Raw genomic sequence first — 21,153 nt, forward strand, 5'->3', positions numbered from 1 at the left:
AACCTGCTCGGGAGTGCCGCCGGCGCGCATTGCACGCGTCGGCGAGCCGTGGAAGGGAGGCAATCCGCCATCCTAGGTTCCACCTCGTTGAGGCGCGATCGGACGCATCCCAATTGGGATGCGTATCCGTCGCACACTGCACCGATATCTACCGCATTGAAACGCAGGCGCCCTACAGGAACATCAGAAAATTCAGCAGGAAGATGTTCACGATCAACATCGTCAGCGCGGTCGGAATCTGTACCTTGATCACCGCGTTCTTATCCGGCAGTTCCAGCAGCGCGGCCGGCACCATGTTGAAGTTCGCGGCCATCGGCGTCATCAGCGTGCCGCAGTAGCCGCTGAACATGCCGATCGCGACCATCACCGCCGGGTTGCCGTGGAACACGCCCACCAGAATCGGCACGCCGACGCCGCCGGTCATCACCGGGAAGGCGGCGAAGCCGTTGCCCATCACCATCGTGAACAGCGCCATGCCGATGCAGTACACGGCCACCGCGATAAAGCGGTAGTCGAGGCTGATGTAAGCGATGGTCACGTGCGCGACGGCTTTGCCGACACCCGCGTCCGAGAACACGAGGCCGAGCATACCGAGCATCTGCGGCAGCACCGCGGCCCATGACAACGCATCGACGAGGCGCCGCGCTTCTTTCATCGACTGGCCGACGGTGTCGCGCGTCAGCACGCAGGCAATCGCGAGCGCGATCACGCAGCCAATGCCGAAGCCAATCAACGTGACGTTGGCCTTTTCGATCAGCGGCATTCCGCCGAAGATCAAATGGCTCGCCGACAGCGTGACGATCACGGTCACGACCGGAATGGTCAGTGCGGGAATGAACAGCTTGTTGCCGAGACGCGCGGCGCTAGCCTTGCGTGCTTCGAGCGACAGTGTTTTCGCCTTGCCCGCGGTGACGCCGCCGAAGCCGGCGATCAACGCCATCACGATCACGGCCACGCCCACCACGGCGGGCGGCAGCTTGTCGCCGATCAGAAAAATCAACGCATAGAGAATCCAGAAACCGCCGGCGGTGAAGCGGCGCGGGTGTTCCTTATCCGTGACGATCATGCCGCCGATCACCAGCAGCACCACGCCCAACAGCCAGAACAGATAGTTGATCGTGAGCGTCATGCTTTGTCTCCTGCGGCGGATTGCGTCGGCGCGACCGTGGCGCTGGCGGCCGCGGCATTGCCGCGCAATTCACGTTCGAGTTTGCGGTCGAGCAGATAAAGGCGGAAGCCGTGAACGAGAAACGCGCAGATCGCGGTGGGAATGCCCCAGACCGCAACGTGAATCGGCTCGACGACAATGCCGGCCTCTTTCAGGAAGGTGGTCATCAGCACGATCGCACCGAACGCGACGAAGATGTCCTCGCCGAAGAACAGGCCCACGTTGTCGGTGGCGGCGGAGAACGCGCGCAACCGGAAACGCACCGCGTCGCTGATCTTGCCGAAGCGGGTTTCCGTCGCGCCTTCGGCCATCGGCGCGATCAGCGGACGCACCATCTGAGGATGACCGCCGAGGCCGGTCAAGCCGACCGCCGCCGTCAATTCGCGGATCAGCAGATAGACGATCAGGAGGCGTCCCGCCGTAGCGGCTTTGATGCCGCCGATCCACGCTTGCGCGCGCTCACGCAGACCGTGCCGTTCGAGCAGGCCGATCACCGCGAGCGGCAAAAAGATAATCAGCGGGATATTGCGGGTTTTAATGAAGCCGGTGCCGATTTCGGCTAGGATTTTTTCAGGCGGGAAGTGCGCGGCCAGACCGGTGACGATCGTGGCGACGGCCACGATCAGCATCGGATTGAACCGTAATAAAAAGCCGACGATGATGACGGCCACGCCGATGAGCGGCCATAGACTGACGGTTGTCTGCATCTGGATCTCCAAACAGGGTTTCAACCTTGCCGCTTGTGACGGCTAACGTGTGCCGGCGCGTCGTGATTCACGCGCCGTTTTGTTGCCGCGGCTCTTCATGGCCGCGTTGCTTCGAACGACAACATCTGCGCTACACCTGCCTATACCGCTTCGGTACTACCTTTGCTGATACTGATTGACTGCGGGTAATGCGATGCGTCGTGCGCCTGGCAAACGCCCCGCCTGGAGCGGGGCGTTTGGGGCATGACAACGGTCTTTGCACAACGGTTGAAGCGCGCTGTCCGGTCGGTTCGCCGGTTGGGCTCAGATCAACGTAAATCGGCGCGGCTCAGACGCGCGTCGCGCCGGCCGCGTGGACTTCGATGCCGGCGTCTTCCAGTGCGCCGCGAATCCGTCGCGCGAAGGCGAGCGCATGCGGGCCGTCTCCGTGCAGGCAGATGGTCTGCGCGTTGAGCGGGACCCATTGACCGTCCACGGCTTGCACGCGTTGCTCGCGCACCATCGCGAGCGTGCGTTCCAGCACCTGGTTTTCGTCGTCGAGCAGCGCGCCGGGCTCCTTGCGCGGCACGAGCGAACCGTCGGCGCGATAGCCGCGGTCGGCGAACACTTCTTCGACGGCGATCAGCCCTGCGTTGCGCGCGGCGGTGACGAGTCCGCTGTTGGCGAGCGCGAACACCGCCACCGACGGATCGAAATCGTGCACGGCGGAGACGATCGCGTCGGCGATCTTCGGATCGCGCGCGGCCTGGTTGTACAGCGCGCCGTGCGGCTTGACGTGCGCGATGCGCCCGCCTTCGGCCTGGGCGATCGCGGACAATGCGCCCAACTGGTACAGCACGCCCGCGTAGATGTCGTTGGCCGGCAGGTCCATCTCTTTGCGGCCGAAGTTTTCCGGATCGTTAAAGCTCGGATGCGCGCCGATCGACACGCCTTTTTCCACCGCCCAGCGCACGCAGTCGCGCATCGCATTGGCGCCGCCCGCATGCCAGCCGCACGCGATGTTCGCCGAACTGACGAGGTCGAGCAGCGCTTCGTCGGACCCGCAGCCTTCGCCGAGGTCGGCGTTCAAATCGATTTCCATGGTGTTCCTCTACGCTCAAGACAACGCCGGGCCACCCCGGGTTTGTCGCGACGAGGGCAGTCCCTCGCAGCGCCAGACTCGGAGCGCCCGTTTTTACAGCGCCGCGACGGCCGTCTGCCGCGCGCAGCGTTCTTCATGCATCGCGATCGCGGCGTCGATCTGCCGCAAATACGTGCGTTCTTCCAGTAAGGCATGACGCGCCTCGTAAGGCGTCGTCGGAATGAAGCGGACGGCGGCGTTCAGACGCACCTGAGCCAGTTTCCACAGATCGGCCTGGATCACCGCGCCGATCTTCGGATAACCGCCGGTGGTTTGCGCGTCGCTCATCAGCACGATCGGCTGGCCGTTTGGCGGCACCTGAATCGTGCCGGGCAGCACCGCGTGCGACAGCAGATCGGTTTTCTGCGTGCGTTTGAGTTCGCTGCCGGCAAGGCGATAACCCATGCGATTGCTGTTCGGCGTGACGAGCCATTCATCGGACCAGAACGATTCGTGCGCGGCTTCGGTGAAGTTGTCGTACTCGGGCCCGCGCAGCACACGGATCGGTACCGCCCACGGCACGCCAGACGGATGCCGGCCGCGCCGCAGCGGCTCCTGAACCAGCACGAACTTGCACCAGGAGGGCGCTTTCACGCCGAATGCCGGCGCCTCGGGCGTGAAGCCGAGATGGCCGCGCTGCGGCGGCGCGCCGACCGGCAGGCGGTCGCCGTCGCGCAGCGCGCGGCCGCCGAGTCCGCCGAAGTGGCCGGCCAGATCGGTGCTGCGCGAGCCGAGCATCGGCAGCACGTCGATACCGCCCGCTATGCACACATAACCGCGCATGCCGCGCCTGGCCGTGTTCAGCACCAGTTCCTGACCGGCCTGGACCGGCAGGCTCCACCAGGAATAGACCGGCTTGCCGTCGAGCGTCGCGCCGAATTCGGTGCCGGTGATCGCCACTCGCGTAGCGCGCAAAAACCGCAGCACGGTCGGGCCAAAGGTGATTTCCAGACCGGCCGCATCGGGCCGGTTGCCGACCAGCCGGTTGCCGACTTCGAGCGACAGTCGGTCGAGCGCCCCGCCCATCGCGACACCGAGATGCCGGTAGCCATGACGCCCGAGGTCCTGAATCGTGGTCAGCAGACCCGCGCGAATCACATCGATCATGTGTGTATCCCCGCGATGGTGAAGCGCACCCGGTCGCCCGGTTGCAGCAGCGTGGGCGGGCGGCGCGCCGGGTCGAACAGCGGCAGCTCGGTGCGGCCGATCAACTGCCAGCCGCCGGGTGACGTGGCCGGATAAATGCCGGTCTGTTCACCGCCGATCCCAACCGAGCCCGCCGGCACTTCGAGGCGCGGCGACGCGCGGCGCGGCGTATGCAGCGCGGCGTCGAGCCCGCCCATGTAAGCGAAGCCCGGCTGAAAGCCCAGAAAGAACACCACGTACTCGGCATTCGAATGACGTTCGACCACCTCGCGCACGCTCAAACCCGTGTGATTGGCCACGGCTTGCAGATCGGGACCGAACTCGCCGCCGTACTGCACCGGAATATCGACGTCACGCCCAGCCTCCGGCGCTTCGGCCGCGGCGTCCCAGGCCGCCTGCAACTGGCCGGCGAGCGCCTCAGGGTCGGCTTCGAGCGGATCGAACACGAGCGTCAGATTGTTCATGCCCGGCACGACTTCCAGCACATGCGGCCAGTCGCCCGCGGCTGCGGCGGCGGCCCACACGCGCCGCTGGCAGTCCAGCGTGGCGGGCGGCGGCGCTTCGCAGACTAGCGCGGCATCGCCGAGCGGGAAGATTCTTGGTTGGCTCATGGCTTAACGGCCCAGGACGAGTCGGAGGAGTCGAACATCTGGCGGACCTGCTGCCCCTATTAACGGCATCGGGTTCGCGATGGTTGAAGCGTACATTATCAATAAAATATCAACAATTTCTCAATAAGCGTTTTTGCCAGGCTCGCCGGGACCGATGGCTCGTCGTACACTCCCGACACCTTCCCATCCTGTTTGCCGAGAATCGTCATCATGTCGCGCCATCCCACCAAGATCGTTTCGTCGGAGCACCTCGTGTCCGACAGCAGCGCGGAACTGTCCGAACTTGAATACGCGTTGATCATGGCGGGCAACGCATTCAACCGGTGGATGGTGCGCTGCATGTCGGCGGCCGGAGAAAAGGACATGACCGCCATCGAAGTTTCGCTGCTGCACCATGTCAGTCATCGCGAGCGGCGCAAGAAGCTGGCGGACATCTGCTTCGTGCTGAACATTGAAGACACGCACGTCGCCACCTACGCGTTGAAAAAGCTCGTAGCTAGAGGGTATGTAAAAAGCGAAAAGACCGGCAAGGAAGTGTTCTTCTCGGCGACCGATGCAGGCCGCGAGTTGTGCATGCGGTATCGCGAGGTACGCGAGAGCTGTCTGATTTCGACGCTGAAGGAGAGCGGCCTGACCAACGAGCAGATCGGCGAGGCCGCGCAACTGATGCGCAACGCGTCTGGTTTGTACGACACGGCGGCGCGGGCGGCGGCTTCGTTGTAGTTGCGCGTTGAGCGTCTGGGTGGTTGAACGGGGCAGCGTCTGACTGCCTTACTCACGCACTGAGTGAACGCGAGCCCCGAGATCGAAGCCCGCCTTTCTCGCCGCGCCGGCCGAACGCTCAATTCACCGGATGCGGATAAAGCCCTGCCTCGGTCACGATCAGGTCGAGCGGCATGTCGTGGGCTTCGCGTTGCAATGCGTTGGTCCGGCATGCTTCATAAGCGACGCCGACCGTGAGCGGTTGCGTCGCCCCCGGCCACGCCGCTAGCGTGCGGTCGTAATAGCCACCGCCATAACCCAGCCGGTAGCCTGCCGCGTCGAAACCGACGCACGGCACGAACAGCAGATCAGGAATCACCACCTGCCCGGAAGTCGGTTCGGCGATCTTGTGATGACCGAGCTTCATCGGCGTATCGGGCGTCCATGCATGAAATTCGAGCGGCACGCCGCGCTCCCTGACCACCGGCAAACTGGCCTCGCGTTGCGCGCCAGCCGCGAGCCACAGCGCGATCGCGCCGCGCGCGTCGAACTCGCCGGTGAGTGGCCAGTAGAACCCCACGCGGTTCACGTCATGGCGCTTCAACACGTCGAGCATGCGACGTCCGAGCGCGGCATTGTGAGCCGGCTCGGAAGCCGCTTGTAGCCTGGCTTCCAATAGCATTCGACGCAGCGCCTTTTTCGATTCGGCGACGGGGTTGCATGCTATGCTTGAGTTCAATTCGCGCTCCAGAAACAACGATGTCAAAACGCCTTTACCGAGTATATCGCGCGGCCGGTCTGGCGCTCGCCGCTGCGGCGCTCGTCGCGTGCAGCACGGCCTCAGCCGTCAAGCCCATTCCCATTTCGCAGCTCTCGAACGACGACCAGATTTTCGTCCAGCTTCGCGAGGCCGCCCGCAATAACGACGCGGCGCGTGCAGCCCAGCTGGCGAGCATGATTCCGAACTATCCCGCGCCTTCTTATCTGGCGTACTTCCAGCTCAAGCCGCAGTTGTTCGACTCGAGCGGGCATGCCCGCGTCGACGCGCCGGACGCGCCCGTGCTGGCCTTCCTGCAGCAGTACGACGGCCAGGCGATCGCCGACCGTCTGCGTAACGACTACCTGACGGTGCTCGGCGCGCGTCACGACTGGCGCAACTTCGACCAGCAATACGCGCGCTTCGTCCTGAACGACGACACGCAGGTGAAGTGCTATGCGCTCGAATCGCGTGCGTCGCGCGGTGAAAATGTCGCCGACGCGGCACGTGCGCTGCTGGTCGATCCGAAGTGGTACGGCGACGGCTGCGTCGATCTGATCACCTCGCTGGGCGTAAGCCGCCAGTTCAGCACCGACGACATCTGGCAGCAGATCCGTCTCGCGTACGAACAGAACTACACCGCCACCGGCAGCAAGCTCGTCGACGCGCTCAGCAACCAGCCGCCCGATCCGGTGCTGTTCGGCCAGGCCACCAGCACACCGCCGTTGCTGCTGGCACGCGGCGTCGGTCCGGATGCGCAGTCGCATCAACTGGCGTTGCTGGCGATCACGCGCATGGCGCGCAACGATCCGGCCATGGCCGCGGCCACGTTCGCATCGGTGGCGCCGTCGCTCAGTTCACCCGAACGCGCGATAGGCTGGGGCACGATTGCTTATCAGGCTGCCGCCAAGCAGATGCCGAGCGCGGTGGACTGGTATCGCCTGTCGGTGAATGCGCCGCTGTCGAATCCCGCGTATGAATGGCGCACCCGCACGGCACTGCTGGCGGGTGACTGGACGATGGTGCGCTGGTCGATCGAGCAGATGCCCGCCGCGCTGCGCAATCAGCCTTCGTGGATCTACTGGCATGCACGCGCGTTGAAGCAGGCAGGCGACACGGCCACCGCTAACCAGGAATTCGAATCGATCTCGCAGGGCTTCAATTTCTACGGCCAACTGGCCATGGAAGAACTCGGCCAGAAGATCACCGTGCCGCCGAAAACCTCGGTGACGGACGCCGAAGTCCAGCAGGCCGGCAACACGCCGGGCTTCGATCTGGCGCAGCGTTTCTACGCGCTGAATCTGCGACTCGAAGGCAATCGCGAATGGAACTGGCCGCTGCGCAACATGAGCGACCGGCAACTGATCGCCGCCTCCGAATACGCGCGCCGTATCCAGTTGTATGACCGCACGGTCAACACGGCGGACCGCACGAAGAGCGAGCACGACTTCTCGTTGCGTTATCTGTCGCCGTTCCGCGATATCGTCGAGCGCGATTCGCAGTCGAACGGGCTCGACGTGGAATGGGCCTATGGGCTGATTCGCCAGGAATCGCGCTTCATCATGAACGCACGCTCCGAAGTCGGCGCGAGCGGCTTGATGCAGTTGATGCCGGGCACCGCGCAACTGGTCGCCAAGAAGATCGGCCTCGGTCCGATTTCGCGCGAGCAGATGAACGACATCAACACCAATATCCTGCTGGGCACGAACTACCTGTCCATGATCTACAATCAGTTCGACGGGTCCGCCGTGCTCGCTACCGCCGGCTACAACGCCGGTCCGGGCCGGCCGCGCAACTGGCGGCAATCGTTGCAGCGTCCGGTGGAAGGCGCGATCTTCGCCGAGGCGATTCCGTTCCAGGAAACCCGCGACTACGTCAAGAATGTGTTGTCCAACACGGTCTACTACGCGGCATTGTTCGAAGGCCGTCCGCAATCGCTGAAGGCGCGTCTGGGTTATATCGCACCGTAAGCGCCGTGCCGCTGCCGCTCGGGTCCGCGTTCGACCCGAGCGGCAGCGCGCCACGCCAGCCCTTGCCGCGGCTTCCACCAAGGGAGTCGAAAATGCGACATCAAGCCGTTGCGATCATCGGCGGTTCCGGTTTTATCGGCAGTCATCTCGTCAATGCGCTCGTTGAAATGGGCAAAGACGTGCGCATCGCCACCCGGCGGCGCTATAACGCCCGCCATCTCACGCTATTACCCATCGACGTGATCGAAGCCGACGTGTTCGATCCGGTTCAGCTCGCGCGTTTCGTCGAGGGCGCCGATTGCGTGATCAATCTCGTGGCCACACTGAACGGCAAACGCGGCAGACCGTATGGTCCGGAGTTCGCGCGCATGCATGTCGAACTGCCGACCAAAATCGTCGCGGCTTGCGAGGGCAAGGGTGTGCATCGCCTGATTCATATCAGCGCGCTGGGCGCCGATTCGAACGGTCCGAGTATGTACACGCGCTCGAAGGGCGACGGCGAGAAGGCCGTGCACGCGGCGAATCTGGCGTGGACGATTTTCCGTCCGTCCGTGGTGTTCGGGCCGGAGGACCAGTTCCTCAACAAGTTCGCGTTTCTGCAGAAGATGTTTCCGGTGATTCCGCTCGCCATGCCCGATGCGAAATTCCAGCCGGTGTATGTCGACGACGTCGCGAAAGCCATCATCAACGTGCTCGATATGGACGCCGCCAGCGGCCACACATACGAACTCGGCGGCCCGACCGTGTACACGCTCGAAGACCTCGTCGCCTATTGCGGCGACGTGATCGGCAAGCACGCGCGCATCATTCGTCTGCCGGAAGCATTCGCGCGTTTGCAGGCGCTGACGTTCGAAATGGCGCCAGGCGAACCGGTGATCTCGCGCGACAATCTGGATTCGATGAAAGTCGACAACGTATTGAGCGGGCCGCTGGCGCCTGAACTCGGTATCGAGCCGACCAGTATCGAAACCATCGCACCGGTCTATCTGACCGGCGCGTCGACGCGCTCGCGCTTCGATACGTTCCGCGCCAGCGCCGGACGCTGAATTTACTTTTTCTCCCGTTATAGAAAGCATGAAGCTGCTCATTGGTGACAAGAATTATTCGTCGTGGTCGATGCGTCCATGGCTGCTGCTGAAGCATTTCGGCATTCCCTTCGACGAGGTGCTGATTCATTTGCGCGAACCCGGCACGACGGCCGCGATCCTGGCGCATGCGCCGCGCGGACCGGGCAAAGTGCCGTGTCTGATCGGCGACGACGAACAGATCACGTGGGATTCGCTGGCGATCGCCGAGACGCTGGCCGAGCGCTTCCCGCAACACGCGCTGTGGCCGCGCGACGCGGCGGTGCGCAACCACGCGCGTAGCGTGAGCGCCGAAATGCATTCGGGCTTCGGCGAGTTGCGCTCGAACATGTGGATGAACATTCGCGCGTCGTTCCCAGGCAAGAACGCGACGCCGGGTGCGTTGGCCGACATCGCGCGAATCGACGCGTTGTGGCGCGACTGTCTCGACACGTACGGCGGCCCCTTCCTGTTCGGCGAGTTCAGCATTGCCGACGCGATGTTCGCGCCGGTGGTGATGCGCTTCAACACCTGGCAACCGGCGTTGTCGGAAGCGGCTTTGGCCTATGCCCGCCGCGTGACCGCGCTGCCGGCCGTGCAAGCCTGGATCGACGACTCGCTGCGCGAAACACACGCTCTTCCCGATCAAGACGTATGCCCATGAAACTCTACGTGGTAGGCGGGGCGGTTCGTGACGAGCTACTAGGCGTGCCGGTGCAGGACCGCGATTACGTCGTGGTCGGCGCGACGCCCGAGCAGATGGTTGCGCAGGGTTACCGTCCGGTGGGTAAGGATTTTCCGGTGTTTCTGCATCCGCAGACGCATGAGGAGTACGCGCTCGCGCGTACCGAGCGCAAGACGGCGGCGGGCTATCACGGCTTCCAGTTTTTCTATGCGCCGGACGTGACGCTGGAGGAAGACCTGGCGCGCCGCGATCTGACCATCAACGCCATGGCGCGCGAGGTGCGACCGGACGGCGAGCTGACCGGTCCGGTGATCGACCCGTTCAATGGGCAGGGGGATTTGCAGGCGCGGCTCTTCCGTCATGTGAGCGATGCGTTTCTCGAAGACCCCGTGCGGATCTTGCGAATCGCGCGGTTTGCCGCGAGGTTCGTGGATTTCACGGTCGAGCCGGATACGCTGGCGTTGATGCGCAAGATGGTGGCCGATGGCGAAGTGGACGCGCTGGTCGCCGAACGCGTCTGGCAGGAAGTGTCGCGCGGCTTGATGGAGAAGAAGCCTTCGCGCATGTTCGAGGTGCTGCGCGCGTGCGGCGCGCTGGCGCGGATTCTGCCGGAAGTCGACGCGCTGTACGGTGTGCCGCAACGCGCCGACTATCACCCGGAAGTGGACACCGGCGTGCACGTGATGATGGTGGTCGACCACGCCGCGCACCAAGGCTACGCGCTACCGGTTCGCTTTGCCGCGTTGACGCACGACCTCGGCAAAGCAACCACGCCGCAAGACGTGTTGCCCCGGCATATCGGTCATGAAGAGCGCAGCGTGAATCTGCTGAAGCCGTTATGCGAGCGCCTGCGCGTGCCGAACGAGTGCCGCGACCTTGCGCTGCTGGTGGCGCGGGAGCACGGCAACATTCATCGCGTGATGGAAATGGGCGCGGCCGCGCTGGTGAGGCTGCTCGAGCGCAGCGACGCGATTCGCAAGCCGGCGCGCTTCGCGGAAGCCTTGCAGGCTTGCGAGGCGGATGCGCGTGGACGGCTGGGTTTCGAGGCGCGGGATTATCCGCAGGCCGAGCGGCTGAGAGTGGCGCTCGTCGCGGCGCGTGGTGTCGATGCCGGTGCGGTGGCGAAGCGGTTGGCCGATGCGCCCGCGGGAATCAAGGACGCGGTGCACAAGGAGCGGATTCGGGCGGTGGAAGCGGCGATGGGCTGATCAGGCGTAACTACAACAGCCTGGCCAGCAACGACAACACCATCGACAGCACCAGCGTCGACATAAACGGAAACGGGTACTCGCGGCCGAACAGCCGCAAGGTCACGTCGCCGGGCATGCGTCCAATGCCGATTTTCCTCAGCCACGGCCAGCAGGCCGACAGCACGGCCACCGCTACAAACGTCGTCAACAGCCAGCGGATCATTGCGCGTTCCCGAGCCGGATCAGGCAAAAAATCACAGCGTATGCGAGCGGTCGCCGCTCGAAAACGCCTGCAACGTGTCGTCCAGACCGCGCGAAAACGCGATCACCTTGAACAGCTCACCCATCTCGGCCTCGGACAACAACTTTTGCACCGCGTTTGCCGCGGGCAAGAACCGTTTCGTGTCCGACGGATCGATTTCCGACAGCGCCTCGGTGATTCCGGCGTTCAACAAAAACCGCGCTTGCGACGTGAAGCCGAGCAGATCCGCGCCCGTCTCGCAGCCCGCTTCGGCGATGCCGGTGAATTCCACGTGCGCGGTAATGTCCTGCAAGCCCGGATACAGAAACGGGTCGCCGTGCGCGCGATGCCGGTAATGGCACATCAGCGTGCCCTGCGCGCGTTGCGCGTGGTAATACTCGTGACGCGGGAACCCGTAGTCGATAAAGAACGCCGCGCCGCGCGTGAGCATCGTGCAGATGGTCCGCGTGAAGGCGCGTGCCGCTTCGTGCGTTTCGGTCACGTAGGCGTCGTTGGCGGTGTCGGTGTCGATTTCGGACAGCATAGTGAGGTCGTCGGCGGCTGAAACCGCGCGATCCTCGAATGCAAACACGCCGTCGCGCGAAACGACACCGCGCTCATGCCATGCGCCGGCATTGAAGGCGAACAGCCGTACCGGCATCGCGTCCAGCACTTCATTGCCGATCACCACGCCTTCGAAGCGCACCGGCAACGCGTCCAGCCAGCGCACCTTGGCGGCAAGCGAAGGTGCCGCCGCTTCGATCGTTTCGCGTTGGCGCTCGCGCAATTCGCCCGATAAATCCACGATCGCGTAACTGTCGAATTCCGCGCCCAGCGCTTCGAGGGCGACGAGCAAGCCCGCCGCCAGTTTGCCCGTGCCGGCGCCGAATTCCATCACGTCGCGCGTGCCGCTCGCCTGCAGCGCTTCCGCGAGCGGACGCGCGAGCGTCGTGGCGAACAGCGGCGACAATTCGGGCGCGGTGACGAAGTCGCTGCCGTCGTCGCTGCGTAGCCCGAATTTGCGGGCGCCGCCGCTGTAATAACCGAGCCCTGGCGCGTATAACGCGCGCTCCATGTAGCGCTCGAACGGCAGCCAGCCGCCGGCGTTGTCGAGTTCCGCGCGCAGTTGCGCGACCAGCGCTTCCGACTGCGCCAGCGCGCTTGGGCCGGGAGCAGGTAAACTATCGGGTTGGTGAGCTTTCGGATTCATCCCCGCATTGTAAATGACCGCCTCTCTGGATACCGCCGCTGCCCGCGCGCCTGACGCGCCGCGAATCGTGCTGATTACCGGCGCCGCCCGCCGCATCGGGCGGGCGCTCGCGCTCGGCTTTGCCGCGCGGGGCTGGGACGTCGCGGTCCATTACGGCGAATCGCGCGAGGCAGCCGACCAGGTGGTCGCCGAAATCGTCGCGCTGGGACGCCGGGCGGTCGCGCTCCAGGCCGAATTGGGCGACGAGGCGCAGGTCGAACGGCTTTTGCCCGCCTGTATCGCGGCGCTGGGGCGGCCGGCGTGCATCGTCAACAACGCGTCGCGTTTCGAAGAAGATACGGCGCTCAATGTTGGCTACGAGTTGTTGCTCAAGCTGACCGCGATGAACGTCGGCGCGCCGTTGGTGCTGGCGCGTATGCTCCATGAGGCCACGCCGGAGGCCGCGCGCAGCGACGAAAGTCAGCGTGGTGTCGTGATCAATGTGTTGGATCAGAAGCTGTACAACATGAATCCGGATTACCTGTCGTACACGCTGTCGAAGGCGGCGTTGCAGACAGCCACGGTCGCGCTGGCGCAGGCTTTGGCGCCGAAAGTGCGGGTGGTCGGGCTCGCGCCCGGCCTGACGATGCAGTCGGGCGATCAAACGCCGGACGGTTTCGCCGCCGCCCACCGTACTACGCCTTTGGGTCGCGCGTCGCGGCCCGAGGATATTGTCGCCGCCGCGCTGTATCTCGCCGATGCAGCGGGCGTCACCGGAACGACGCTGGTGGTCGACGGCGGGCAGCACCTGGTGCCCCTGCCGCGCGACGTTATGTTTTTGACGGGCGCCTGAAACGCCCTTTGCGTGCTCCGCACGCTTTTTTCGACTGGAACGAACATGTTTGCCGCTCTTTCGCATCCCCGGCTCGCCGATTGCCGCCGGCTCTTTCTGCGCAATTACGAAGTGCACATCAACATTGGCGTGCACGACTTCGAAAAGCGCGGCGAACAGCGCGTCGTGATCAACGTCGAACTGTTCGTGCCGCTCGCGCTGTCCACGCCGGTGGCGGACAAGCTGAATGAAGTCGTCGACTATGACTTCATGCGCTCGACCATCGCGCGTCGCGTCGAACAAGGCCATATCCACTTGCAGGAAACGCTCTGCGACGACCTCGTCAAGACCATGCTCGAGCATCCGCTGGTGCGGGCCGCGCGCGTGTCGACCGAAAAACCGGACGTCTATCCCGACTGTGACGCGGTGGGCGTCGAAGTCTTCCGCGTCAAGGAGGATTGAGTCATGGCCACGCCCGACACCCTGAACCCGACGGTAGCCGCTGCGCCGACGAAGATGCCGCTCACACGCCGCGAGCAGAAAGAAGCGTACGAGAACAACAAGCTGTTCAAGCGGCTCGCGCGCCAGGTCGGCGAAGCGATCGTCGACTTCAACATGATCGAGGAAGGCGACAAGGTGATGGTGTGCCTGTCGGGCGGCAAAGACAGCTACGCAATGCTCGAGTTGCTGATGCGGCTGCGCGAACGCGCGCCGATCAACTTCGACATCGTTGCGGTGAATCTCGACCAGAAGCAGCCGGGTTTTCCGGAGCACGTGCTGCCCGAGTACCTGAAGCAACTCGACATTCCGTTTCACATCGAGAACCAGGACACCTACAGCATCGTCAAGCGGCTGGTGCCGGAGGGCAAGACCACCTGCTCGCTGTGCTCGCGGTTGCGTCGCGGCATTCTGTACCGCGTCGCGGGCGAGCTCGGCGCGACTAAAATCGCGCTCGGCCACCATCGCGACGACATTCTGCAAACGCTGCTGCTGAATATGTTCTACGGCGGCAAGCTGAAGGGCATGCCGCCCAAGCTGCAATCCGACGACGGCAAGAACATCGTGATCCGGCCGCTCGCCTACGTGAAGGAAACCGATCTCGAGAAATACGCGGAGTTGCGCGAATTCCCGATCATTCCGTGCACCCTGTGCGGCAGCCAGCCGAACCTGAAGCGCGCGGAAATGAAGGCGCTGGTCCGCGATTGGGAGAAGCGTTTCCCGGGGCGCATCGAGAATATGTTCAATGCATTGTCGAACGTCGTGCCGTCGCATTTGATGGATCGCAAGCTGTTCCCGTTCGCAGGCTTGCGCGCCACCGGCGAGGTCGATCCGCAAGGCGACATTGCGTTCGACGAAGAGCCGTGCTCGACCGATTCGAACGACGGCGCGATGCTGGGTGCATCGAAGTCGATTTCGATCGTTCAATTCGACGATCTTTAACGAAAACGCCCGAACTACGGGCATTTCAGCCGGTTATAGCGTGTTTCACAACGGCGTCGGCGGTGGGCTGCATGATAGAATCGGCGCCTCCAAACTCGTCTATTCGCCGACGCCATGAACATCGTTATTTTGGCGGCAGGCACCGGCAAGCGCATGCGGTCCGCGCTTCCCAAGGTGCTGCATCCGCTGGCCGGCCGGCCACTCCTTGCTCATGTCATCGACACCGCTCGCGCGCTGAATCCCGCGCGTCTCGTGGTGGTGATCGGTTATGGCGCCGAAGCCGTGCGCCAGGCGGTGGCGGCGCCAGACGTTCAGTTCGCCGTGCAGGAACAACAGCTCGGCACGGGCCACGCGGTGCAGCAGGCATTGCCGCTGCTCGACCCGAGCGCGCCCACGCTGGTGCTTTACGGCGACGTGCCGCTCACGCGCGCTAGCACGTTGCGCGCGCTGACCGACCGTGCGGGCGAGGGCGGCTACGGCGTGCTGACCGTCACGCTTGCTGACCCGAGCGGCTACGGCCGCATCGTGCGTGACGCGCACGGCAAGGTATCGCGCATCGTCGAGCAGAAAGACGCATCGCCCGAGCAACTCAAGATCGCCGAAATCAACACGGGCATTATCGTGGCGCCGACCGCGCGGCTCGCCGGCTGGTTGGCGGCCTTGAAAAACGACAATTCACAAGGCGAGTTCTATCTGACCGACGCGGTCGAAATGGCGATTGAGGCAGGCCTCGAAGTCGTGACCACGCAGCCGGACGAAGAGTGGGAAACGCTCGGCGTGAACAGCAAGCAGCAGCTTGCCGAACTCGAACGAATCTATCAGGGCGAACTGGCGGAGGCGTTGCTGGTGGCGGGCGTGACGCTGGCCGACCCGGCGCGTCTGGACGTGCGCGGCACGCTCGAATGCGGCCGCGACGTTTCGATCGACGTGAACTGCGTGTTCGAAGGCCGCGTCACGCTGGCCGACAACGTCACCATTGGGCCGAACTGCGTGATCCGCAATGCGACGATCGGCGCCGGTACGCGTGTCGATGCCTTCACGCATATCGAAGGCGCCGAAGTTGGCGCGAACGTCGTGCTCGGACCGTATGCGCGGCTGCGCCCCGGCGCGTCGCTGGCTGATGAATCGCATGTCGGCAACTTTGTCGAAGTGAAGAACGCGGTGCTCGGCCGCGGCTCCAAAGCGAATCACCTCACGTATATCGGCGACGCGGACATCGGCGCGCGCGTGAATATCGGCGCGGGCACCATCACCTGCAATTACGACGGCGCGAACAAATTCCGCACTATTATCGAAGACGACGTGTTCGTCGGTTCGGACACGCAACTGGTTGCGCCGGTGCGCGTCGGGCGCGGCGTGACGATCGCGGCGGGCACTACGGTGTGGAAAGACGTCGAAGCCGAGAGTCTGGTGTTGAACGACAAGACACAAACTAGCAAGACGGGCTACGTCCGCCCGACCAAGAAGAAGAGCTGATGAACATGACGCGCGCTCCGAGCGCGCTCCTTGCAATCCAGCACTGAAAAGGAATAAGCCATGTGTGGCATTGTTGGCGCGGTTGCGCAACGTAATATCGTTCCCGTCCTGATCGAAGGACTGCGTCGCCTCGAGTATCGCGGCTACGACTCGTGCGGCGTGGCCGTGCTCGGCGCCGACGGTCCGCGTCGCGCTCGCAGTGTGGCGCGCGTCGCCGATCTCGACGAGCAGGTTCGCGAGAGCCATCTGGAAGGCATCACCGGTATCGCGCATACGCGCTGGGCCACGCACGGCGCGCCGGTCACGGACAACGCGCACCCGATCTTCTCGAAAGACGCGCTCGCGTTGGTACACAACGGCATCATCGAAAACTACGAGTCGCTGCGGGAGATGCTGCGCGGCAAGGGTTACACGTTCGTCTCGCAGACCGACACCGAGGTTATCGCTCACCTGGTTCACAGCCTGTATCACGGCGATCTGTTCGCCGCGGTGCGCGAAGCGGTTGCGCAGTTGCACGGCGCGTATGCGATCGCGGTCCTGCACAAGGACCAGCCGCATACGGTGGTCGGCGCGCGTCAGGGTTCGCCGCTGGTGGTCGGGCTCGGCAACGGTGAGAACTTCCTCGCGTCGGATGCGCTTGCGCTCGCGGGCAGCACCGAACGCTTCATCTTCCTCGAAGAAGGCGACGTGTGCGAACTGTCGCTCGAAGGCGTGCGTATCGCTGATCGCGACGGCAACGAGGCGCAGCGCGACGTGCGTCAGGTGGCGGCATACGGCGGCGCGGTCGAACTTGGGCCCTACCGTCACTTCATGCAGAAGGAAATTTTCGAGCAGCCGCGCGCGATCTCCGACACGATCCCGCAAGCGGATTCGTTCGACGCGTCGCTGTTCGGCGAAGGCGCGGACAAGGTGTTCGCGGACATCGACAGCCTGCTGATTCTCGCTTGTGGCACGAGCTACTACTCGGGGCTGACGGCAAAGTACTGGCTCGAATCGATCGCGAAGATTCCGACGCAGGTGGAAATTGCCAGCGAGTATCGCTACCGGGAGTCGGTACCGAATCCGAAGGCGCTGGTCGTGGTGATTTCGCAGTCCGGTGAGACGGCGGACACGCTCGCGGCGCTGAAGCACGCGCAGTCGCTGGGTCATAAGCACACGCTGGCCATCTGCAACGTCGGCACGAGCGCGATGGTGCGTCAAACCGAGTTGTCGTTCCTCACGCACGCTGGCCGCGAGATCGGTGTCGCGTCGACCAAGGCATTCACGACGCAACTGGTCGCGTTGTTCGTGCTCGCCGCGACGCTGGCAAAGTTGCGCGGGCGCGTGAGCGAAGCGCAGGAAGCCGAATACCTGAAGCAGTTGCGTCACCTGCCGGCCGCGCTGAATAGCGTGCTGGCGCTGGAGCCGCAGATCATCGCGTGGTCGGAAGAGTTTTCGCGGAAGGAACATGCGTTGTTCCTCGGGCGTGGTCTGCATTACCCGATCGCACTCGAGGGCGCGCTGAAGCTCAAGGAAATTTCGTACATTCACGCTGAGGCGTATCCGGCCGGCGAGTTGAAGCATGGGCCGTTGGCGCTCGTGACCGAGGCGATGCCAGTGGTGACGGTGGCGCCAAATGACGCGCTGCTGGAAAAGCTGAAGTCGAATATTCAGGAAGTGCGCGCGCGCGGCGGTCAGCTGTATGTGTTCGCCGATGCGGATACGAAGATCGTCAACGACGAAGGCCTGCATGTGATCCGGATGCCGGAACACTACGGTTTGTTGTCGCCGATCCTGCATGTGGTGCCGTTGCAGTTGCTGGCGTATCACACGGCGTGTGCGCGGGGCACCGATGTGGACAAGCCGCGGAATCTGGCGAAGTCGGTGACGGTGGAGTGAGGGTGGGGCGGGCGTCCGTGTAGATGCTGAGGTGCATTAATTTCGGTTACGAAGCCTCGATTTAGTTTTGGTTACGTGGCTCTTCCCGGCCGCTGAGCCTTACTTGGCAAGCGGTAACCAGAATTAATGTCCAAGGGGCGCTGGAGCATTTTCCAGCACCCCTTTTTTGCGCCCGGCACCGCGATTTCGCCTTCGGCTGTTCTTGAGAAAAAGAAACGTTTCTCGTCTGGGGGTTACAACCGTTTCGCGAAGGGGTAGGCCTCCTCGCTAATCACCGTGGCATAAGGCGGAAACGCTTCTAGCTGATGTGCTCAGCACACCAACTTTTCAGGCTAATTTCGCCCCCCTCCTACCATCAGATTTTTGGTGCGAGACTGCACCGCGTGCAGACGGGCATCCCTGCTGCCACCATCCGCTGCCGCCAGTTCCGCCATCGGTTTTTTGGCGTGCATCGCGTCTGTTTGCAGCCGACCATCGGCGCCGAATTCGGTCGGCACTGGTTTTCTCGACCGGCGTCGCGTCACAGATGGCCACACTATGTTGTCGTATACGTTCGTCATGCGGCACTTCGCAAGGCGCACGCCTTCACAATGACTCCGCTGGTAAGCCAGTACTGCGCGATAGGGTGGGCTCGGCCGGGATAGCGAATCCGGGAAGATTCCGCCGGCTAGCCGAGGTACTTCGGTTCCTTGATGTATCCGGTGAGGCGCCATCCACCGTCGACTTTCCTGTTTGATGTGCGGCCCATGTCGCTCATGCGAGGAACTTTGTGGAAGAATCGAGACTCTTCCCTCGACGAAGTTGTAGCGGTCGCAAGTTTTTACTTTTAGGGCTCTCCGGTATGGTTGCTTTCGACTTAATTCGTCAGAAAATATCTTCAGCAATCAAGCGCCTGCTTGGATGGCGAAACACTCCGTCCAATGCGAAGCCTTCGGCTAGGCCCCCCCCCCAGTGGACTTATCGGTTGTGTCCAACGGTTTCGTCGTCTCGAAGCGCAACCTCGGTTGCCAACGTCGTTGCGCTTGTCGGAACGGCGGACAATCTCAAGTGGGCGCGTCTCCTATGCCCGTGCGGGTGCGGAGAGGTGCTCGCCCTGAATCTCATGGACGGACACTCCCCCCGCTGGACGGTTGCGACGTCGTCGGAAGGCGCAGTTTCGATTCACCCGTCAATCGACGCAACCGAGTGTGGAGCCCACTTCTGGATTCGCGACGGCCGCATCACCTGGGCATGAGCCTCCACACCATTCCCAGGTACGGCGCTTCGTCGCCGCGCCCCCACTCCGCCACGTCCTCGCAGAAACAGCCTTCTTCGGGGTTTCTTCGGTTGGCTGCGATGCGACCTTTATCTATAAATAGCAGAACTTCAGTAGACTGGCGGCTAGCTCCCATGAATCCGGTAAGTCGGTGAAGTAGTTCTGTGACTGCGTGACTTGCAACCATTGTTGTAAATGCAATGACGGCTGGGGCCGGTGTCGCCAGTTCGGGAGCATATCCTTGCTGTACTTGCCGGTCCCTGTCGGAATCGGATAATCCCTCTACACGCAGTCCTTCCGCCGAAATGCGGCCACGGCAGAGCAGACACGGTTCTCCCGCTAGAACGGTGGTTGCGCGCCCGTACACTCCCTGAATAATTCCACCGTGTGAGTCAATTACGACGCCCATATCGATTAGAGGGATGTGGTACGCGGTTGCAAGCTTCGAAAGAATAGCTCGTGGCAGTTCCCTGTCCGTGCATCCGAAAACCACGTCGCAGTCACGCAAACGCTTTGCAACGGTCTGTTCCTCGATGGAATCAGGGATTGCTTCGACCCCAGTGTCGAGCCCAATGGCGTCGAGTCGGTTCTTAGCGATGACCGCCTTGTTTTTGCCCACGTCCTTCAAGGTCGCGCCATATACTCGATTCAAGTTGGTTTTTGATAGCGTGTCATGGTCAAACAGCACTAGCGTGCCGACGCCCAGCCGCGCGAGCTGTTCCGCGCATGCCGAACCAGTGCCGCCTAATCCCACAATTCCGACTACCAACCCACTGAGCGCGAGCTGAATTTCCGGTCCGAAGGCTCGAACCTGCCGGTCGAAAAGCGCGAAGTCGTTGATGCCGCCCCTCGTGTACAGGCGAAAGCGCTGTCCAACGACAACAATCTGCTCAACATCGTGCCGGCATTCGGCATAAATGCGGCCCACCAGTGCATCCTGAGTCATCACTAGTGTCCCATGCAGCTTGCCGGGTACACGTGACTGGAAAAACGGAATGAATTTCTCTTCTTCCGCGTCGTCCTGTTTCGAAAATTCGGCGAAGCCGCCGGGGTGCGAGTGAACAAAGACTACCGATAACCCTTCGTGCCGCGCCAGCTTCGCTACCCGGGTCAGTGCGGCCGACCGGATACTCAACCGGTCGTGCTTTCGCTCCAGAAAATCGCCGGGCGGTATCGCGACGACAGAGTGGGCGACCAGTTTCAGCGTCTCCCCTGTGCTGGCCTCACCACACAATACGAACGCTGCGCCCTCGATGCCGGGCTGGTCGAACAAGATGCTGCGCAATTCCTGTTCGTGTTGCTCAAGCAAAACGATTCGGGTCCTCATGCGCCCCTCCCCACACCTTGCATTTCTCGCGTCAAGATGCCCATGAAGGAGCGTAGTCCGTCGATGCCGGGCCTCCATGCACCAGGAGGTAAGTGCCGCGAGAAGCGCTGCCACGTTTTGCCGACATGGCTCTCACTCACCTCGGATTGAGGCGCGAATTGCCCGGTGGCCGCGATGCGCACAGGTGGGTCGCAATACCACATATCCAGCGGTGTAAGCGGATATTGTGGCGGGACGCGAATCATTAACTGCGTCTTGGCCGGAGTGAAGCCGCCACCGCTGACATCAAAGTCGTTGATAAGAACGCAGAAGGTTCCAGCGCTGTCCGGCACTAAAACCCAGTTGTATCCCCGCTCGTTCAAAAACCGCTCGTCCTTCGCTGGCAGTTGCATACG

At 63.0% G+C, this 21,153-nt stretch carries 21 protein-coding genes; 11 read left to right on the plus strand and 10 right to left on the minus strand.

The features are described from left to right. Positions 1-172: 172 nt before the first annotated feature. From FA94_RS20595 to pxpB, 5 genes are all read right to left on the minus strand, one after another. A complete protein-coding gene (locus tag FA94_RS20595; protein WP_035554576.1) occupies positions 173-1,129 on the minus strand; it encodes a DUF979 domain-containing protein in 957 nt (318 codons plus the stop codon). Beyond that, positions 1,126-1,875 (minus strand): DUF969 domain-containing protein, encoded by a 750-nt coding sequence (locus FA94_RS20600; protein WP_035554578.1) that lies wholly within the window; start codon positions 1,873-1,875, stop codon positions 1,126-1,128. Before FA94_RS20600 ends, FA94_RS20595 begins: the two co-directional genes overlap by 4 nt. A 328-nt stretch (positions 1,876-2,203) precedes the next feature. Then, positions 2,204-2,956 carry a 5-oxoprolinase subunit PxpA gene (gene pxpA / locus FA94_RS20605; RefSeq protein WP_035554580.1) on the minus strand — a complete coding sequence of 251 codons (753 nt, stop codon included), beginning with the start codon at positions 2,954-2,956 and terminating at the stop codon, positions 2,204-2,206. A 93-nt stretch (positions 2,957-3,049) separates the two neighbouring features. After that, the gene (locus tag FA94_RS20610) at positions 3,050-4,102 is read right to left on the minus strand and encodes a 5-oxoprolinase subunit C family protein (protein ID WP_035554583.1); all 1,053 of its coding nucleotides are present in this window, start codon (positions 4,100-4,102) and stop codon (positions 3,050-3,052) included. After that, positions 4,099-4,752: a 5-oxoprolinase subunit PxpB gene (gene pxpB / locus FA94_RS20615; RefSeq protein ID WP_035554585.1), complete on the minus strand. Its 654-nt coding sequence runs from the start codon at positions 4,750-4,752 to the stop codon at positions 4,099-4,101. Before pxpB ends, FA94_RS20610 begins: the two co-directional genes overlap by 4 nt. A 210-nt stretch (positions 4,753-4,962) precedes the next feature. Between pxpB and FA94_RS20620 the strand changes: the two genes are divergently transcribed. Beyond that, complete coding sequence (locus tag FA94_RS20620) at positions 4,963-5,475, plus strand: winged helix DNA-binding protein (protein ID WP_035554587.1); 513 nt, start codon at positions 4,963-4,965, stop codon at positions 5,473-5,475. A 118-nt stretch (positions 5,476-5,593) separates the two neighbouring features. On the opposite strand, the gene FA94_RS20625 is transcribed toward FA94_RS20620, so the two are convergent. Beyond that, entirely contained in the window at positions 5,594-6,136 is a 543-nt protein-coding gene (locus FA94_RS20625; protein ID WP_035562592.1) for a 5-formyltetrahydrofolate cyclo-ligase, read from the minus strand. A 77-nt stretch (positions 6,137-6,213) separates the two neighbouring features. Here FA94_RS20625 and FA94_RS20630 point away from each other — a divergent pair, with 77 nt between their 5' ends. From FA94_RS20630 to FA94_RS20645, 4 genes are all read left to right on the plus strand, one after another. Continuing rightward, positions 6,214-8,181, plus strand: coding sequence for a lytic transglycosylase domain-containing protein (locus FA94_RS20630; protein ID WP_035554594.1), 1,968 nt, complete (start codon positions 6,214-6,216; stop codon positions 8,179-8,181). Positions 8,182-8,273: 92 nt separating this feature from the next. Continuing rightward, positions 8,274-9,227 carry a complex I NDUFA9 subunit family protein gene (locus FA94_RS20635; RefSeq protein WP_035554596.1) on the plus strand — a complete coding sequence of 318 codons (954 nt, stop codon included), beginning with the start codon at positions 8,274-8,276 and terminating at the stop codon, positions 9,225-9,227. A gap of 28 nt (positions 9,228-9,255) precedes the next feature. After that, positions 9,256-9,909: a glutathione S-transferase family protein gene (locus FA94_RS20640; RefSeq protein WP_035554598.1), complete on the plus strand. Its 654-nt coding sequence runs from the start codon at positions 9,256-9,258 to the stop codon at positions 9,907-9,909. Further along, complete coding sequence (locus FA94_RS20645; RefSeq protein ID WP_035562595.1) at positions 9,906-11,138, plus strand: multifunctional CCA addition/repair protein; 1,233 nt, start codon at positions 9,906-9,908, stop codon at positions 11,136-11,138. Before FA94_RS20640 ends, FA94_RS20645 begins: the two co-directional genes overlap by 4 nt. A gap of 10 nt (positions 11,139-11,148) precedes the next feature. Here the strand turns inward: FA94_RS20645 and FA94_RS20650 are convergent, their stop codons facing one another. Both FA94_RS20650 and FA94_RS20655 read right to left on the minus strand, forming a co-directional pair. After that, positions 11,149-11,343 carry a DUF2905 domain-containing protein gene (locus FA94_RS20650; RefSeq protein WP_035554600.1) on the minus strand — a complete coding sequence of 65 codons (195 nt, stop codon included), beginning with the start codon at positions 11,341-11,343 and terminating at the stop codon, positions 11,149-11,151. 31 nt (positions 11,344-11,374) lie between these two features. Next, on the minus strand, positions 11,375-12,571 hold the full coding sequence (locus FA94_RS20655) for a class I SAM-dependent methyltransferase (RefSeq protein WP_035554602.1): 1,197 nt from the start codon (positions 12,569-12,571) through the stop codon (positions 11,375-11,377). 13 nt (positions 12,572-12,584) lie between these two features. On the opposite strand from FA94_RS20655, the gene FA94_RS20660 reads away from it, so the two are divergent. From FA94_RS20660 to FA94_RS40000, 6 genes are all read left to right on the plus strand, one after another. Further along, a complete protein-coding gene (locus tag FA94_RS20660) occupies positions 12,585-13,403 on the plus strand; it encodes an SDR family oxidoreductase (protein ID WP_035554604.1) in 819 nt (272 codons plus the stop codon). 45 nt (positions 13,404-13,448) lie between these two features. Then, a complete protein-coding gene (locus FA94_RS20665) occupies positions 13,449-13,844 on the plus strand; it encodes a dihydroneopterin aldolase (RefSeq protein WP_035554606.1) in 396 nt (131 codons plus the stop codon). Positions 13,845-13,847: 3 nt separating this feature from the next. Further along, the gene (ttcA, locus tag FA94_RS20670) at positions 13,848-14,822 is read left to right on the plus strand and encodes a tRNA 2-thiocytidine(32) synthetase TtcA (protein ID WP_035554608.1); all 975 of its coding nucleotides are present in this window, start codon (positions 13,848-13,850) and stop codon (positions 14,820-14,822) included. A gap of 114 nt (positions 14,823-14,936) precedes the next feature. Further along, on the plus strand, positions 14,937-16,298 hold the full coding sequence (gene glmU, locus FA94_RS20675) for a bifunctional UDP-N-acetylglucosamine diphosphorylase/glucosamine-1-phosphate N-acetyltransferase GlmU (protein WP_035554610.1): 1,362 nt from the start codon (positions 14,937-14,939) through the stop codon (positions 16,296-16,298). Positions 16,299-16,358: 60 nt separating this feature from the next. Further along, positions 16,359-18,176 carry a glutamine--fructose-6-phosphate transaminase (isomerizing) gene (gene glmS, locus FA94_RS20680; RefSeq protein ID WP_035554612.1) on the plus strand — a complete coding sequence of 606 codons (1,818 nt, stop codon included), beginning with the start codon at positions 16,359-16,361 and terminating at the stop codon, positions 18,174-18,176. Positions 18,177-19,017: 841 nt separating this feature from the next. Beyond that, positions 19,018-19,410, plus strand: a complete 393-nt coding sequence (locus tag FA94_RS40000; RefSeq protein WP_502690842.1) for a ubiquitination-like system serine protease family protein — start codon at positions 19,018-19,020, stop codon at positions 19,408-19,410. Here FA94_RS40000 and FA94_RS20685 read toward each other — a convergent pair. Next, complete coding sequence (locus FA94_RS20685; protein ID WP_035554618.1) at positions 19,397-20,758, minus strand: ThiF family adenylyltransferase; 1,362 nt, start codon at positions 20,756-20,758, stop codon at positions 19,397-19,399. The two genes, FA94_RS40000 and FA94_RS20685, sit on opposite strands and share 14 nt — an antisense overlap. Continuing rightward, positions 20,755-21,150 (minus strand): E2/UBC family protein, encoded by a 396-nt coding sequence (locus FA94_RS20690; RefSeq protein ID WP_035554620.1) that lies wholly within the window; start codon positions 21,148-21,150, stop codon positions 20,755-20,757. The genes FA94_RS20685 and FA94_RS20690 overlap by 4 nt, the downstream gene beginning before the upstream one ends. Positions 21,151-21,153: the final 3 nt, after the last annotated feature.

The sequence above is a fragment of the Burkholderia sp. 9120 genome (assembly GCF_000745015.1).
Taxonomy (GTDB): Bacteria; Pseudomonadota; Gammaproteobacteria; order Burkholderiales; family Burkholderiaceae; genus Paraburkholderia.

What these genes read in the sequence shown, in the direction of transcription:
- FA94_RS20595 (WP_035554576.1), bottom strand. Translation starts at nt 1,129, where the DNA reads ATGACGCTCACGATCAACTATCTGTTCTGGCTGTTGGGCGTGGTGCTG.
- FA94_RS20600 (WP_035554578.1), bottom strand. Translation starts at nt 1,875, where the DNA reads ATGCAGACAACCGTCAGTCTATGGCCGCTCATCGGCGTGGCCGTCATC.
- pxpA (WP_035554580.1), bottom strand. Translation starts at nt 2,956, where the DNA reads ATGGAAATCGATTTGAACGCCGACCTCGGCGAAGGCTGCGGGTCCGAC.
- FA94_RS20610 (WP_035554583.1), bottom strand. Translation starts at nt 4,102, where the DNA reads ATGATCGATGTGATTCGCGCGGGTCTGCTGACCACGATTCAGGACCTC.
- pxpB (WP_035554585.1), bottom strand. Translation starts at nt 4,752, where the DNA reads ATGAGCCAACCAAGAATCTTCCCGCTCGGCGATGCCGCGCTAGTCTGC.
- FA94_RS20620 (WP_035554587.1), top strand. Translation starts at nt 4,963, where the DNA reads ATGTCGCGCCATCCCACCAAGATCGTTTCGTCGGAGCACCTCGTGTCC.
- FA94_RS20625 (WP_035562592.1), bottom strand. Translation starts at nt 6,136, where the DNA reads ATGCTATTGGAAGCCAGGCTACAAGCGGCTTCCGAGCCGGCTCACAAT.
- FA94_RS20630 (WP_035554594.1), top strand. Translation starts at nt 6,214, where the DNA reads ATGTCAAAACGCCTTTACCGAGTATATCGCGCGGCCGGTCTGGCGCTC.
- FA94_RS20635 (WP_035554596.1), top strand. Translation starts at nt 8,274, where the DNA reads ATGCGACATCAAGCCGTTGCGATCATCGGCGGTTCCGGTTTTATCGGC.
- FA94_RS20640 (WP_035554598.1), top strand. Translation starts at nt 9,256, where the DNA reads ATGAAGCTGCTCATTGGTGACAAGAATTATTCGTCGTGGTCGATGCGT.
- FA94_RS20645 (WP_035562595.1), top strand. Translation starts at nt 9,906, where the DNA reads ATGAAACTCTACGTGGTAGGCGGGGCGGTTCGTGACGAGCTACTAGGC.
- FA94_RS20650 (WP_035554600.1), bottom strand. Translation starts at nt 11,343, where the DNA reads ATGATCCGCTGGCTGTTGACGACGTTTGTAGCGGTGGCCGTGCTGTCG.
- FA94_RS20655 (WP_035554602.1), bottom strand. Translation starts at nt 12,571, where the DNA reads ATGAATCCGAAAGCTCACCAACCCGATAGTTTACCTGCTCCCGGCCCA.
- FA94_RS20660 (WP_035554604.1), top strand. Translation starts at nt 12,585, where the DNA reads ATGACCGCCTCTCTGGATACCGCCGCTGCCCGCGCGCCTGACGCGCCG.
- FA94_RS20665 (WP_035554606.1), top strand. Translation starts at nt 13,449, where the DNA reads ATGTTTGCCGCTCTTTCGCATCCCCGGCTCGCCGATTGCCGCCGGCTC.
- ttcA (WP_035554608.1), top strand. Translation starts at nt 13,848, where the DNA reads ATGGCCACGCCCGACACCCTGAACCCGACGGTAGCCGCTGCGCCGACG.
- glmU (WP_035554610.1), top strand. Translation starts at nt 14,937, where the DNA reads ATGAACATCGTTATTTTGGCGGCAGGCACCGGCAAGCGCATGCGGTCC.
- glmS (WP_035554612.1), top strand. Translation starts at nt 16,359, where the DNA reads ATGTGTGGCATTGTTGGCGCGGTTGCGCAACGTAATATCGTTCCCGTC.
- FA94_RS40000 (WP_502690842.1), top strand. Translation starts at nt 19,018, where the DNA reads ATGGTTGCTTTCGACTTAATTCGTCAGAAAATATCTTCAGCAATCAAG.
- FA94_RS20685 (WP_035554618.1), bottom strand. Translation starts at nt 20,758, where the DNA reads ATGAGGACCCGAATCGTTTTGCTTGAGCAACACGAACAGGAATTGCGC.
- FA94_RS20690 (WP_035554620.1), bottom strand. Translation starts at nt 21,150, where the DNA reads ATGCAACTGCCAGCGAAGGACGAGCGGTTTTTGAACGAGCGGGGATAC.